Annotated in this window: 10 protein-coding genes; 3 read left to right on the top strand and 7 right to left on the bottom strand. The window is 70.6% G+C overall.

Annotated elements, in window-relative coordinates:
• Positions 1-34 precede the first annotated feature (34 nt).
• The 4 genes from WMF22_RS24820 to rpsO all read right to left on the bottom strand — a co-directional run bounded on the left by WMF22_RS24820 (position 35) and on the right by rpsO (position 6,774).
• Entirely contained in the window at positions 35-1,957 is a 1,923-nt protein-coding gene (locus WMF22_RS24820) for a serine/threonine-protein kinase (protein ID WP_438037216.1), read from the bottom strand.
• The gene (gene pyk / locus WMF22_RS24825) at positions 1,954-3,381 is read right to left on the bottom strand and encodes a pyruvate kinase (RefSeq protein ID WP_437292484.1); all 1,428 of its coding nucleotides are present in this window, start codon (positions 3,379-3,381) and stop codon (positions 1,954-1,956) included. Before pyk ends, WMF22_RS24820 begins: the two co-directional genes overlap by 4 nt.
• Positions 3,382-3,669: 288 nt before the next feature.
• Positions 3,670-5,943: a polyribonucleotide nucleotidyltransferase gene (gene pnp, locus WMF22_RS24830; RefSeq protein ID WP_437292485.1), complete on the bottom strand. Its 2,274-nt coding sequence runs from the start codon at positions 5,941-5,943 to the stop codon at positions 3,670-3,672.
• Positions 5,944-6,507: 564 nt separating this feature from the next.
• Positions 6,508-6,774, bottom strand: coding sequence for a 30S ribosomal protein S15 (rpsO, locus tag WMF22_RS24835; protein ID WP_012237174.1), 267 nt, complete (start codon positions 6,772-6,774; stop codon positions 6,508-6,510).
• 355 nt (positions 6,775-7,129) lie between these two features.
• Here rpsO and WMF22_RS24840 point away from each other — a divergent pair, with 355 nt between their 5' ends.
• Positions 7,130-8,698, top strand: a complete 1,569-nt coding sequence (locus tag WMF22_RS24840) for a serine/threonine-protein kinase (protein WP_437292486.1) — start codon at positions 7,130-7,132, stop codon at positions 8,696-8,698.
• Between the two features lie 7 nt (positions 8,699-8,705).
• Here the strand turns inward: WMF22_RS24840 and ruvX are convergent, their stop codons facing one another.
• Entirely contained in the window at positions 8,706-9,128 is a 423-nt protein-coding gene (gene ruvX / locus WMF22_RS24845; RefSeq protein WP_437292487.1) for a Holliday junction resolvase RuvX, read from the bottom strand.
• 138 nt (positions 9,129-9,266) lie between these two features.
• Between ruvX and hisS the strand changes: the two genes are divergently transcribed.
• A complete protein-coding gene (gene hisS, locus WMF22_RS24850) occupies positions 9,267-10,529 on the top strand; it encodes a histidine--tRNA ligase (RefSeq protein WP_438037217.1) in 1,263 nt (420 codons plus the stop codon).
• Positions 10,526-12,313 (top strand): hypothetical protein, encoded by a 1,788-nt coding sequence (locus WMF22_RS24855; protein WP_438037218.1) that lies wholly within the window; start codon positions 10,526-10,528, stop codon positions 12,311-12,313. Before hisS ends, WMF22_RS24855 begins: the two co-directional genes overlap by 4 nt.
• Positions 12,314-12,439: 126 nt before the next feature.
• Here the strand turns inward: WMF22_RS24855 and WMF22_RS24860 are convergent, their stop codons facing one another.
• A complete protein-coding gene (locus WMF22_RS24860) occupies positions 12,440-13,087 on the bottom strand; it encodes an HNH endonuclease (protein WP_438037219.1) in 648 nt (215 codons plus the stop codon).
• Positions 13,084-14,607, bottom strand: a complete 1,524-nt coding sequence (locus tag WMF22_RS24865; RefSeq protein ID WP_438037220.1) for an AAA family ATPase — start codon at positions 14,605-14,607, stop codon at positions 13,084-13,086. Before WMF22_RS24865 ends, WMF22_RS24860 begins: the two co-directional genes overlap by 4 nt.

Consider the following 14,607-nt stretch of genomic DNA (forward strand, 5'->3'; position numbering starts at 1 on the left):
TTCCGGAGCGGACGCCACAATGACGGCGATGCCGTCAGCCGGACGGCCAGGAAACCGTGTTCGGCTCGCCGGCCACCAGCGTCACGTTGCCGACGCGCGGCGCGGCCTCCGGCGTCGCGGGCGTGAAGAGGCAGCTCCCGCTCCAGGACACGTCGTTCAAGGTCACGGCCTGCGGGGTGCCCGCGTAGCCGATCAGGCCGATCTGCGGGCACGCGACCTGCGCGCTCGGCGGCGCGCCGCTCAGGACGACCGTGCTGGGCAGGATCTCCAGCTTGTGGATGATCCGCTGCGGCGCGGAGGCGCCGGGCTTCGGCGCCACGACCGAGATGACACCCGCGTACGGCTTGCAGCACCGCGAGCTGGGCACGCTGATGTGAACGGTGTGTGTGCCGATCTTGAGCGGCGTGACCTTGTTCGCGCCGAACCAGCTGATCTCGACGCCATCGAGCACCAGCCTGGCTCCGCTCGGGACGATCTGGAAGACGACGTCGCGCACCGCCGGAACGTCCTCCGTCGGCGCGGGCGAGGGCGAGATGTGCGGCGACGGTGGCCGCGCGCGGGGCCGCGGCGCGCTCGCGACCTCCCTGGCGCTCGGCGCGACGGCGCGCACGTTCGGCGACGGGACGAGGGCGTCGATGCGCGTCGGCGGCGTCGGGGGCGCCGGCGGCGGCTCGGCCGCCGCGAGCGCGTCCACGTCCACCGGCGGCGGGTCGCGGAGCGCGCGGGCGATCGTGAACGCGGCGAGGCCGAGCGCCACCGACCCGAGCGCGACGAGCAGCGCGCGCAGCGCGAGCTTCTGCCGGTTGCGGCTCGCGTTCAGCTTCGCGAGCCGCTTGAGGATGGTGAGGTCGTTCGGCGCGAGGGCCAGCGCCCGGTTGTAGTCGGCGGCCGCGCCGGGCACGTCGCCGCGCTTGCGGCCGGCCTCCGCGCGCGCCACGAGGCGCGGGACGAGCCCCGCGACGTGCCGCTCGGCGTAGCCTGCCGGGTCGGCGAAGTAGGCGGCGAGCTCGGCGCGCGGCTCCGCGATCCCGAGCGCCGTGAGCTCGGCCCTGATCTGATCCGCGAGCGCGCGGGGGTTCGCCGGGCGCGCGGCGATGTCGTGCGCGAGGGCGCCCGCGACGATCCGGCTCCAGCGCGCGCCCACGGTGGCTCGCTCGCGCTCGGCCTCCGGGTAGATCCCCTCGAGCACCTTGCGGAGCACCTGCGCCGGGTTCTTGCCCTCGAACGGCAGGTGCCCGACGAGACACTCGTAGAAGAGCACCCCGAGCGCGAACACGTCGGTGCGCGCGTCGACCTCGCCGCCCTCGATCTGCTCCGGCGCCATGTGCGCCGGAGAGCCGAGCACCTGCCCCGTCGAGGTGACGCCCTGAGCGTCGAGGATCTTGGCGATGCCGAAGTCGGTGAGCTTGATCACCACGCTCGCGCCGTCCCGGCGGCCTTCACCGTCGCGGTCGGAGGGCAGCTCGACGAGCACGTTCTCCGGCTTCACGTCGCGGTGGATGATCCCCGACGCGTGCGCGTGCTCCAGCGCGTCGCAGAGCTCGAGCACCACCGCGGCGCCGATCTCGGCCGGCATCTCGCGGTGGGCGCCCAGGATCTTGCGCAGCGTGGCGCCGCGGAGCAGCTCGACGACGAGGTAGCGCTCGCGGTCCTGCTCGCTGGAGACGTCGTACACCTCGACGATGCCGGGGTGGCGCAGCTTCGCCGCCGCGCGCGCCTCGGCGACGAAGCGGGTGCCGACCTCCGCGTTCTCCCGGAGGTGCTTGTGGATGATCTTGACGGCGACCTCGCGGCGGAGCCGCGGGTCGCGGGCGCGGTAGACCGTGGCCATCCCGCCGTGGCCTAGCTCCTCGATCAGCTCGTATTTCTCGAGCTTCGGGAGGACTTCTGCGCCCGCGTTTCTGGAGAGGGATTCCTGCTCGCCCGACGAGCCCCTATCGCGGGCGGGCAGGCTCATTCAACGACCTTCACCCGAATCGTGTTGGTCGACCCCGAGACGCCGACAGGAGCGCCGAAGATGGTGACGAGCTTGTCGCCCGGCGAGACGAGGCCGTTCGCAAGCAGGTACCCGGTGGCGCGCTCGATCATCTCGTCCGAGTTGATGAGCGCGTCGATCGGGAGCGGCACCACGCCCCACAGCAGCGCGAGGCGCCGGCGCGTCGTGTCGTTCGGCGAGAACGCGACGATCGGCACGACGGGGCGCGCCTTCGACGCGTACCGCGCGGTGAGGCCGCTCTCGGTGAACGCGACGATCAGCTTCGCGCCGATGTCCCGCGCGATGTCGCACGCGTTGCGCGCGGTCGCCTCGGGGACGTTGGCGCGCTGGCCGGGCTGCTCGCTCGAGAGATAACGGTAGAACGAGCTCTGCTCGGCCTCCGTCACGATGCGGGCCATCATCCGCACGACGAGCGGCGGGTGCGCGCCCGTCGCGGTCTCCTGCGAGAGCATGACCGCGTCGGTGCCGTCGAAGACGGCCGTCGCCACGTCGCTCGCCTCGGCGCGCGTCGGGCGCGTCGCGGTCACCATCGACTGGAGCATCTCGGTCGCGACGATGACCGGCTTCTGGTGCACGCGGGCGAGGCCGAGGATCTCGCGCTGGATGATCGGCACCCGCTCCGGGTTGAACTCCACGCCGAGATCGCCGCGCGCGACCATCACCCCGTCCGAGGCGAGGATGATCGCCTCGAGGTTGTCGATGGCGCCTGGCGTCTCGATCTTGGAGACGATCGGCGTCGGGCGACCCCAGGCCTCGCAGATGTCGCGGACGTGACGGACCTCGTCCGCGTTGCGGACGAACGAGAGGGCGACATAGTCGACCCCCTGCGCGAGGCCGAAGCTGAGGTCGGCCTTGTCCTTCTCGGTCAGCGCGGAGATGCGCACACGCCTGGCGGGCAGGTGGACGCCGACGCGATCGCGCAGACGTCCGCCCTGCGTCACGCCGGCCTGGACGCGGTCTCCTTCGACCTTGGTCACGGTGACGACGACGCGGCCGTCGTCCATCAGGACGACGTCACCCGGCTGCAGATCGGACGCGAGCCCCTCGTAGAGGATCGGGATCTCGCCGGGCGTCGCGACAGGGCTGTCCCTGTTCGCCTCGGTCAGCCAAACGGTAGCCCCGTCAGCCACCTCGAAGGTGTTGCCGGGGAAGCGACCGGCTCGGATCTTCGGGCCGCAGAGGTCCTGCAGGATAGCCACAGGCTTCCCGCATGCCTCCGCAGCCGCACGGACCGTGGCGATTGCTTTGCCATGATCCTCATGCGAGCCGTGAGAGAAGTTGAGTCGAGCGACATCCATACCGGCGCGGATGAGCTGCTCCAGCGTCGTTTGAGAGTCACACGAAGGGCCAATGGTACAGACGATTTTCGCTCTGCGTACGAGCACGGGCGGAGCATGCCACGAGCAGGGGTCGCGACACTACCCTGATTGTGAACGGGCCATGCGGACTTCACCGGATTCCAACAAAGCAGCTGGGGGATGAGCCGCTGCGCGGCGCGGCGCACGCGCGCGTCAACGCAGCAGCGCGGCGCCCGGCCGTGCGCAGCGGCGATCCGCGCGCACGGCCGCGGATCGCTGCGAATCGGAGATCTCTCGGAGGGCGAGTGAGCGGCGGGACGGCTCGGGCGCGCGCCGCAGCGCGGCATGAGGTCCCGCCCTGGGGGCTTGTATCTACTAGGAGCGGCGCTCTCGGCGCTCACGCGGCGGGCCGCCACGATCGCGCTCCAGGCCGGGCCGCGATCCGCGATCGCCGCCGCGATCGCCGCCCCGCCCGCCCGGTCCATCGCGCCGCGGCGGCGGGCCGGCGTCGCGCGCCTGCGCCATGCGCTCGCGCGCCCGATCCCCCTCTTCGCCTTCCGGGAGCGGGAGCAGCTCGCGCCGGCTCAGCCGGATCTTCCCCTCGCGATCGACGCTCAGCACCTTCACGTCGAGCGAATCTCCCTCCTTGACGACGTCCTCGACGCGCTCGACGCGCGTGTGGGCCATCTCCGAGATGTGCAGCAGGCCGTCGGTGTTCGGGAGGATCTCGACGAAGGCGCCGAAGTCGGTGATGCGCTTGACCGTCCCCTTGTAGGTCGCGCCGACCTCGGGCTCGGCCGTCAGGCCCTTGATGATGTCGAGCGCCCTCTTCACCGCGTCGGAGTCGGCCGACGCGACGTTCACCGTGCCGTCGTCCTCGACGTCGATCGCGACCCCGGTCTGGTCGACGATGCCCTTGATGGTCTTGCCGCCGGGGCCGATGATCAGCCGGATCTGGTCGGGCTTCACGCGCACCGTGGTGATCCGCGGCGCGTACTGGCTGAGCTCGGGCCGCGTGGTCGGCAGCGTCTCGAGCATCTTGCCCAGGATGTGGAGCCGCCCCTCGCGCGCCTGATCCAGCGCCTGCGCCAGGATCTGCCGGCTCAGGCCCGCGATCTTGATGTCCATCTGGATCGCGGTCACGCCGCGCGCCGTGCCGCAGACCTTGAAGTCCATGTCGCCGAGGTGATCCTCGTCGCCGAGGATGTCCGAGAGCACCGCGTAACGCTGGCCCTCCATGATGAGGCCCATCGCGATGCCCGCGACGGGCGACTTGATCGGCACGCCCGCGTCCATGAGCGAGAGGCACCCGCCGCAGACGGCCGCCATCGACGACGAGCCGTTCGACTCGAGCGTCTCCGACACGATGCGGATCGTGTACGGGAACTGATCCGGCGCGGGGATCATCCGGGAGAGCGCGCGCTCGGCGAGCGCGCCGTGGCCGATCTCGCGCCGGCCGGGGCCGCGGAGCGGCTTCGTCTCGCCCGTCGAGAAGGGGGGGAAGTTGTAGTGGAGGTAGAAGCGCTTCCACGTCTCCCCCATCAGGCCGTCGATCTTCTGCTCGTCGGTCGAGGTGCCGAGCGTCGTCGTGACGATCGCCTGCGTCTCGCCGCGCTGGAACAGGGCGCTGCCGTGCACGCGCGGCAGCAGGCCGACCTCGCACATGATCGGCCGGATGCTCCTGCCGTCGCGGCCGTCGATGCGCCTGCCCTCCTCGGTCACGTAGGTGCGGACGACGTGCGCCTTGCGCTCCTCGAACTCCGCCTTCACGAGCCCCTGGAGGGGCAGGAGCTTCTCGGCGCCGAGCTCGGCGTTCAGCGTCTCGGTCAGCTTCTTCTTGAGCGAGCTGTAGCCGTCGTAGCGCGCCTTCTTGTCGGTCACCTTCGTCGCGGCCTTCAGGTCCTCGTCGACGATCTGGGCGACGCGCCGCTTGATCTCCTCCGGCAGCGCCGGCGCGACGAACTCGCGCTTCGGCTTGCCCACCGCGGCGCGCATCTTCTCGATCAGATCGATCACCGGCTGCGCGGTCTCGTGCGCGAACATCAGCGCGTCGATGATCTCCGCCTCGGTCGCCTCCGCGGCGCCGCCCTCGACCATCACGATCGCGTCGCGCGAGCAGGCGACGACGAGGTCGATGTCGCAGCGCTCGATGTCGGCGACCGTGGGGTACGCCACGAACTCGCCGTCGAGCCGGCCCACGCGCACGCCCACGACAGGCCCCTGCCAGGGGATGTCCGAGATGTGCAGCGCGGCGCTCGCCCCCGTGAGGGCGAGGACGTCCGCCTTGTTCTGCTTGTCGCTGGAGAGGACGGTCGCGATGATCTGCGTGTCCCGCTTGAAGCCCTCCGGGAAGAGGGGGCGGAGCGGGCGATCCATGAGGCGGCTCGAGAGGATCTCCTCCTCGCGCTGGCGCGCCTCACGTTTGAAGAAGCCGCCGGGGATCTTGCCGGCGGCGTACGTCTTCTCGACGAACTCGCAGGTGAGGGGGAAGAAGTCGAGGCCCGGCCGCTCGTCCTGCGAGACGGCGGTCACGAGCACCATCGTATCGCCGTAGGTGACGAGCACGGCCCCGTGGGCCTGCTTGGCCAGGCGGCCTGTCTCGAGGGTGAGGGCACGGCCGCCCACCATGACGGATTCACGAACGAACATTGGGATTTCAGCTCTCTCTCGCGCGATCGCGAGGGCCGCTGCGTGCGGCGCTACGCCGAGCGCGAGGGGCTGCTCTTCTTCCTCGGTTCCTGCGCAGGAGCCGACCTGCTGCGCACGAAGCGAAGACGAAGACGCGCGGAGCCCGCGCTCGGGAACGGCGAGGCCCGATCGCCCCGCCGGTCCGTGGTCAATGAGTGACCTCCTTAGAGCGTCCGCTCCACTCTCGCCAGCGCAAAACGCAGGCGTTCAGGGGTGCGTCTCGCAAAACCTCCCGAACGGAAGGGACCGGAACGGCCGCGCGCAGAGGGGCGCTTGTGCAGAAAGGCGCGCGGAACCGCGGATGAGGCGGACCGCGCGCGTGCTGGCCGCGAGCAGGATCGATCACACGCGGACGGGCCGCTGAAGGAACCGCCGGTGGTGGGGTGAAGCAGCAGGTGGGACAGACAGGCCCGGCAGGCCGACGGCAGGCGAGGTCGCCTGCTCTCGCGCAGCGCGGTCGTGCGGCGCACGCCTCGCGCCGGGACCTCAGGCCCGATCGGCCCGAGGATCGCGTTACTTATCGCGCTACTTGCGGAGGTTGAGGCGGTTGATGAGGCTGCGGTAGCGCTCGATGTCGACGCGCTTCAGGTAGTCGAGCTGCCGGCGGCGCTGGCTCACCAGCTTCAGCAGGCCGCGGCGGGAGTGGTGGTCCTTCTGGTGCGTGCGGAAGTGCTCCTGCAGCTGGTTGATCCGCTCGCTGAGGAGGGCGATCTGGACCTCCGGCGACCCGGTGTCGCCGTCGTGGATCGCGTACTTCTGGATGATGTCCGTCTTCTGAACCGAGTGCAGCATGGCTGGCTCTCCATGGCCCTGCCGGTGCGCTACCGAGCGTCCGGGCCGGCTCGTCTTCCCCGAAAACGGAAGAACGGGACCGGCGGCTGGCCAAGTGACGCCTGAATGTGAGCCCCACGCCCGTAGTGGCGGGAGCCCGCGAAGTTCAGGCCAGTGAGCTGAGGAGCGCGCGAGTATACGCAGGTGCCTCGGTCCGTCAACGCGGTCGACACGGCCGCGCGATTTGTCACCCCCAGAACGGCCGATTGGTTACCCTCGGTCGGCGATGCCCGGCACCATCCGGCCCCCTGACGAAGCCTCCCGACCGCAGTCGGACGCGCGCGGCTCGCAGTCGGACCTTCATATCGCGACCGCGATGACGAGCCTCTCCTCTTCCGCTTCCGCCACGGCGCTCCCGACCCCCGGGAGCGACAACTCGACCCCCAAGGTCTGCCCCACCTGCGGGGTCCGGTACCCGGCCGAGTTCAGGGTTTGCCCGCGCGACGCCGCGACGCTCGACGAGTCGGAGGACGACGCGCTCCGCGACGATCTCGTCGGCAAGACGCTCAACGAGACGTACACGGTCGTGCGCGTCGTCGGCGAGGGCGGCATGGGGCGCGTCTACGAGGCGCGCCACACGCGGATCGCCAGCAAGCGGTTCGCCATCAAGATGCTGCACCCGGAGTTCGCGCGGCAGCCCCAGGTGATCTCGCGCTTCCAGCGCGAGGCCGAGGCCGCGGCCGCTGTGCAGAGCCCGTACGTCGTCACCGTCTTCGACGTCCACCGCACCGCGGAGGGCCGTCCGTTCCTCGTGAACGAGTTCCTCGAAGGCAAGGAGCTCGCCGACTACCTCAACGAGGCCGGCAAGATGAAGACCGGCCCCGCCGTGCGCATCGTCCGGCAGATCTGCAAGGCGCTCGCCGCGGCCCACGCGAAGGGCGTGGTGCACCGCGACATGAAGCCGGAGAACGTGTTCCTCACCGGCGACCTCGCGATGCCGACGGCCAAGGTGATCGACTTCGGCATCTCCAAGGTCGACGACGCGCCGGGCGCCGCGCTCACGCAGACCGGCATGATCATGGGCACGCCCTCGTACATGGCGCCCGAGCAGGCCCGCGGCGAGCGCGTCGATCACCGGGCGGACATCTACGCCGTCGGCGCGATCCTCTACTGCGCCCTCACCGGCAGCCGCCCGTTCGACCGCAACGATCCGACCGCGACGCTCACCGCGGTGCTCACCGAGGAGCCGCCCCGCCCGCGCTCGCTCGAGCCGAGCATCCCCGAGCCGCTCGAGATGATCATCCAGCGGGCCATGGCGAAGGAGCCCGGCCATCGGTACCAGACGATGGAGGAGCTCGACGCGGAGCTCGCGCTCTACGACACGAGCGAGGCCGAGCCCAAGGAGCTCGACGCCCCCGGGTTGCCCGGGCCGCGCGTGTCGATGCCGTCGGCGCCGCGCGTTGCGCCGACGATGCAGCTCCGCCAGGCGCAGCAGGTGACCATGGCGAGGCCGCTCATCCTGCTGCTCTTCGCGCTCGGCCTCTTCTGGGTCGCCGGCAGCCTGATCACGCTCGTCACCGCGATCATCCGCCTGTCGCGCGGCGGCCAGGTGACCGACAACCTGACGGGCCTCGAGGCCGTCCTGCTCGCGTCCGGGATCGGCTTCGCGCTGATCACCCCCGCGCTGATCAGCGCGAGCCACGTGCGCAAGACCGTCTGGAACAACAGCATGAAGGCGGTCGATCTGGCCGACAACCTGCGCCGGCCGATCGTGGTCGGCCTGTGCGCGTACGGCTTCGCGTCGCTGCTCGTGCGGGTGGTGGAGGCCGTCGTCCTCCGGCGCGCGGCCGGCGTCGCGTGGCCCATGTGGGACGTCGTGCTGTTCGCGGTCGGCGCGGTCGGCGCCGCCGGCGCGTACCTCTTGCTCCGCAGCGAGAGCCGGTAGCCCCGCCCTAGCGCCGGTCCAGCCACGCCTGGAGCAGCAGCGCCGCCGCCGCCCCGTCGACGCGCTCCTTGCTCTTCCGCCCCGAGACGCCCCCGTCGCGCAGCCGCCGTGCCGCCTCGACCGTCGTCAGCCGCTCGTCGACGAGCTCCACCTCGACGCCGGCCGCGTCCGCCAGCGCCTGCGCGAAGGCCACCGCCCGCCGCGCGGCGGGCCCCTCGTCCCCGTTCATCTCGAGCGGCAGCCCCACGAGGAACCGGGTGATGCCTTCGTCCCGAGCGAGCGCCGCGAGGGCCTCCAGGAGCGCCTTCCGGTTCCGCCCGTCGAGCAGCGGCCGCGGGTGCGCGTAGAGCCCGAGCTCGTCGGTCACGGCCACGCCCACGCGGGCCTTCCCAAGATCGATCGCCGCAGCGCGTGTCTTCGCCTTCGCCATGCCTCTGGAAAGACCCCATAGTCCTCGGGCGACGCGCCGGCGAGACCCGAGCGTAACCCGGAAGCATCCGACCGGCTTGACCCGCTCGCCAGCACCGACCATAAGCGCCGCGCGATGGAACTGCGCGCGGTACGGGGGATGAACGACATCCTCCCCGAAGAGGTGGAGCGCTGGCACAAGCTCGAGGGGGCCTTCCGCCTCCACGCGGAGCTCCACGGCTATGCCGAGGTGCGCACGCCGCTGCTCGAGCCGACGGAGCTCTTCCGGCACCAGATGGGGGAGACGACGGACGTGGTCGAGAAGGAGATGTACTCCTTCGAACGCCACGGCGATCACCTCACCGTCCGCCCCGAGGGCACCGCGGGCGCCGCGCGCGCCTACGTCGAGCACGCGGTCCACGCGAAGGAGCCGGTCACCCGCTGGTACTACCTCGGCCCGATGTTCCGCGGCGAGCGGCCGGCGAAGGGGCGCTACCGCCAGTTCTACCAGGCCGGCTGCGAGCTCTTCGGCGATCCCGGGCCGCTCTGCGACGCCGAGACGATCGACCTCGTCGCCGGCTTCCTGCAGCGCATCGGGGTCGGCGAGTTCGTGGTCCACGTGAACTCGCTCGGCAGCGCGGGCACGCGCGAGCGCTACCGCGAGGCGCTGCTCGCCCACTACACGCCGCGCAAGGCCGAGCTCAGCGAGGACTCGCAGCGCCGCCTCGAGAAGAACCCCCTGCGCATCCTCGACTCGAAGGACCAGCGCGATCACGAGGTGTCGCGCGACGCGCCGTCGATCCTCGATCTGCTCGACGACGCGGACCGGGCGCACTGGGAGGGCGTGCGCCGCTGCCTCGACGTGCTCGGCGTGAACTACGTCGTCGATCGATCGCTCGTGCGGGGGCTCGACTACTACACGCGCACGCTCTTCGAGGTGAAGGCGACCGCGGGCGATCTCGGCGCCCAGAGCACGCTCGCGGGCGGCGGCCGCTACGACGCGATGGTCGCGGGGCTCGGCGGGCCGAGCGTGCCCGCGATCGGCTTCGCGATGGGGATGGAGCGGCTGCTCACGATGATGCCCGGCGCCTCGCCCCGCCGGAGGCCAGGCTGCTTCCTCGCTCCGCTCGGCCAGAGCGGCGCGGATCAGGCGCTCGTGCTGGCGAAGCAGCTGCGCGCGCTCGGCGTCCCGGTCGAGCTCGACGGGCGCGGCGGGCGGCTCAAGGCGATGCTCCGGCGCGCGGACTCCCTCGGCGCGCGGCTCTGCGTGATCCTGGGCGACGCGGAGATCGAGCGCGGCGTGCTCCAGATCAAGGATCTCGTGGCGCACGTGCAGGAGGAGATCCCGCTGGAGGGTGCGGCGCGCGTGCTCGCGGATCGGGCCCTAGAGGCGTCGCCCGGCGGCCAGCGGGGAGCGCGTTGACCTCCTCCGAGGCGATGGGAGCGCGGGGCTGCTCGCGAGGGGCGCGCGGCGCGCCGGCGGGCGAGGGGCGGGGCCGCGCTCGCCGCGCGGGATCGGCGCTGTCGCTCGCCGCGGCGCTGGCCGCGCTCGCCGCGCCGTCCGTCGCGGCGGCGCAGCTCGGCTTCGGCCAGCCCGGCATGACGCAGCCGCCGCCCGCGAGCGCGCCGCCGAAGCCGCCGCCCGGCACGCCGGAGACGCACGCGGCGCCGACGTCCGAGGAGAGCCCGATCCAGACCCAGGAGCCGACCCTGCCGGAAGACCCGCTGGCGGTGCCGCCCGCGGTCAAGAAGCAGATCGGCACGAACGACGTCGGCGAGTGGGAGCGCGGGCGCGCCGAGGAGATCCAGCGCGACTGGTACGGCCCCTATTACAGCGAGCGGAGCGGCAGCTACCAGTTCAGGACGCTCTTCCCCCTGTGGGCGGAGCGCCGGATGCCCGGCGACCGCGCCACGATGGTGACGCCGCTCTACTACAACCGCCGGAGCAAGGACGTCGACGCCGACGTGCTCTTCCCCTTCTTCTGGAAGCTCCGCGACGAGAACACGTACACGACGATCGTCGGCCCGTTCATGCACCGCGAATCCGAGGGGCGCCCCGCGAGCCCGGGGCGGAAGGCGGAGCCGGGCCGGCACGACAACTGGCTCGCGCCGCTCTTCTTCGAGGGCAAGCGCGACGACGGGAGCGGCTACTTCCACATCCCTCCCCTGCTGACCTTCACGCATCACACGGCGCAGAGCGGCTTCAACCTGATCGGCCCCCTCTTCTGCAGCTGGAAGGGCGGCCCCGCGTGCGACACGCGCTCCGCCGACAAGATCGATCTCGGCCTGGCCCCCCTCTACTTCTACGGCCACGACGAGAGCAGCGAGTACGAGGTCATCCCGCCGCTCCTGCACTACTACCACTACAGCGACGTCGGAGACCGCTCCACGAACGTGTGGGGCCCGCTGATGTGGCAGCACTCCCGCAAGGGCGACGTGTTCAACATCATGCCCTTCTACTGGCACAGCTGGGGCAAGAACCACGATCGCACGACGCTGTTCCCGTTCTTCCACTACGGGTACGAGGGCAACAAGAGCCTGCTCGTCACGCCGCTCTTCCTGAAGGCGCGCGGCGAGGAGGGGGAGAGCACCTTCGCGACCTGGGGCTACGCTCGCTACCGAGGGCGGACGGAGCTCGACATGATCACGCCGCTCTTCTGGCAGTACCGGGATCCGGCCATCGATCTCGAGCGGACGTTCCTGCTCCCGTTCTATTACCGGAACACCTCGCCGCGCAGCGATGATCTCGTCCTCTTCCCGTTCTATGGCCGCTTCAAGCGCCACGGGTTGAGCGACACCACGTGGCTCACGCCGCTCGTGCGGCACACGCGGGATCTCACCGGCTGGGAGACGGACATCTATCCGTTCTTCTACTCGGGGAGGAACCGCGACTCGACGCACCTCGTCGTCGCGCCGTTCCTCTGGGACTTCGCGTCGCCGACGTCGCGCACCACGGTGGCCCTGCCGTTCTTCTTCCGGTTCGCGGATCCAAACTCCGTGACGCAGGTCGCGCTCAACACCGTGTACCGGGAGCACCGGGTGCGGAACGGCAAGGAGTGGGAGTTCCACCTCGTCCCCCTGTTCTCGTACGGCGAGACCCCGGAAGGTCACTGGTGGAACGTCCTGTTCGGCCTCGCCGGGTACACGCGCGCGGGCACGGCGGCGACGATGCGGGCGCTCTACGTCCCGATCAAGCTGAGCAAGTGAGGCACGATCTCGCGTCAGAGCACGGCGCGAGGTCGCAGTGATGGCCACGCGGACGTCGCGGCGCGCTCGCGGCAGCGCATCCGTAGTCGAGTCATCGCTGCTGGATGACGCACGTGATTTCGAAGCTCACGTGGAGGGTGTGCCCTCGAGCGCCCGCAGCGCCCGGAGAACGTGCCGCGCCACGAAGCGGTAGGGACCCCGTGCAGCGCACTCATCCAAGGCGGCGTCGTCCCGCAACTTCGAAGCGCGGAGCATCTCCTTGACGACCCGCTTACGTGCCTCGCAGCGGTGACGCTCATTCAGGCGGAACACGCGGATCGTGAGCCGCACGTTGACCTTCGTGGGCCAGTCGAGGCTCGCGCGCGGCCGCAGCCATCCGCTGTCGTCGTCGAAGTCGAAGAGCTCGCCGACGGGATCCGTATCGGGTCGCACGAGCCTGCACGACCAGCGCTCCCTCTTGTACGTGCTGTTGCAGCGATCACAGGCTGGGAAGAGGTTCTCCCATGACAGGGCGAGCTCACGAAACTCGTGGACGGGCAGGAAGTGATCGATCGTCTCGCGGGACTGCTCCAGGAGCGGTCCATCGCAGTAGGCGCACATCCTCGGCTCGGACGCCTCTCGCACCAGCTCATGGAACCACGATGCGAGAGATCGCTTCTGATGGCGCCACTTGTTGAGCGGGTCCGTGGTTCGCCAGTCGCGCGCATGGTCGTGCCACTTCTGCTCCCTGGCCGCCCAGAACGGCGGCTCTGGCTGCCTTCGAAAGGGCGTCACGCGCCGGCCTGATCGCTCTGCGCGTCGGCCCTGGCGCGCAGGTGCCGATCGACCTCGACCCGGACGGGCACCTCCTGGATGGCGACCACGGCGCGCACCTCGTCGTTGAGCGCCATGAGATCTGCTCGCCGCGCGAGGAAGGCATCCCAATCGATCGAGCCGTTGCGCTGCACACGGCGGATCTCGCGCCTGTGGGCGTCAAGCAGGTCGCGCGTCTTCTGGTCGACGAAGCCGGCCTGCGCCTCGAAGATCTCGGTGACCACCCATTCGAGCGACTGGCCGGGCTCCAGCGTCATCGGCGCGACGTCGCCGCGGACGCGATGATCCGCCGCTGGTCGGATCGGGAAGACGACGCCCTGCCCCGCGGAGGCGACGACGAACGGCGAGTGCGTGGTGGCGTAGATGCGGGCGTTCGGGAACAGCTCGCGCACCGCTGGCAGGATGCGGGCCTGCAGCGTGGGGTGGAGGCTCTCGTCGATCTCGTCGAGGATCAGCCAAAAATCCTGGTCAACCGGCGCCCTCGTCACATCGGCCCAGCGGACTCGCTCAAGCCGTACGAGGAGATCGGAGAGCCACGCCATCGTGCTCCGCAGCCCTTCGCCCAGCAGCTCGATGGGGATGGGCTCACCGTCGAACAGGATCTCGGGCGCCTGTCGATCGAGCGAGAACTGGATCGTGGTGCGACGCCCGAGGACCTCGGAGAAGACCCGCTCGAAGCGGCGGATGGCTTCCTTCCGCGACTCCGCGACCGAAGCGAGCTCGCGCCGCCGCCGCTCGTCGGCCTCGCTCGAGTAGACTAGCGCCTTGGTGCGCTCGTTCTCCAGGTTCGCGAGGAGCTGCCCGAGCAGGCCCGACTCGGGGTGATGGGCGCCGAATGACAGCGCACCCGAGAGCGGCGCGACGTCGATGTCTCGCGGGCCGGCGGTGGCGAGCTCGGCCGACTGCTGGTGAGCCCGGTACGCAAACGCGGCCCACTCGACCGGCTCGTCGCGCTCGACCCAGGTCCCGAAGCGATCGAGCCTCGCGAGCACGGCGTTGCCGTAGGTACGCTCGCTCCACTCGATGGTCGTTTCATTGCCGCGCGACCGCAGCCGTTCTGAAGGGGTGAGCACGACGTTCATTGAGTGCCCGTCGTGCTCGATGCTCGCCGCCGCTGCGTAGCGGGGCTCGCGCCGCCTTCGGAGGAAGCTGCGCAGCGGGGGAGTCGTACAGAGCCAGGGGAACTCATCCATGCGCTGCGCCGCCTCGTCGACCGACACGTCGCCGCGCTTCCAGGAGCCGGACAGGAGGACCGCGATCGCCTCGATGATGGTCGTCTTCCCGCTTCCGTTCGGTCCTTCGAACAGTACGAGCTCCCCCGATCCCTGCGGCTCCGGGATCTCGAAGGTCGCATCCTCGAACGGACCGATATCCTTCAGCTTCAGCCTCGTGAGGCGCATGTCGGTCACTCTAGCCGAAACCCACCCCACGGGGCCGCGCTCGGCATCGCCGTCGCCCAGGTCGAGCACGAAGGTGGACAT

It is taken from the genome of Sorangium sp. So ce204 (genome assembly GCF_051526795.1).
In the GTDB taxonomy this organism is placed as follows: domain Bacteria; phylum Myxococcota_A; class Polyangia; order Polyangiales; family Polyangiaceae; genus Sorangium; species Sorangium cellulosum_B.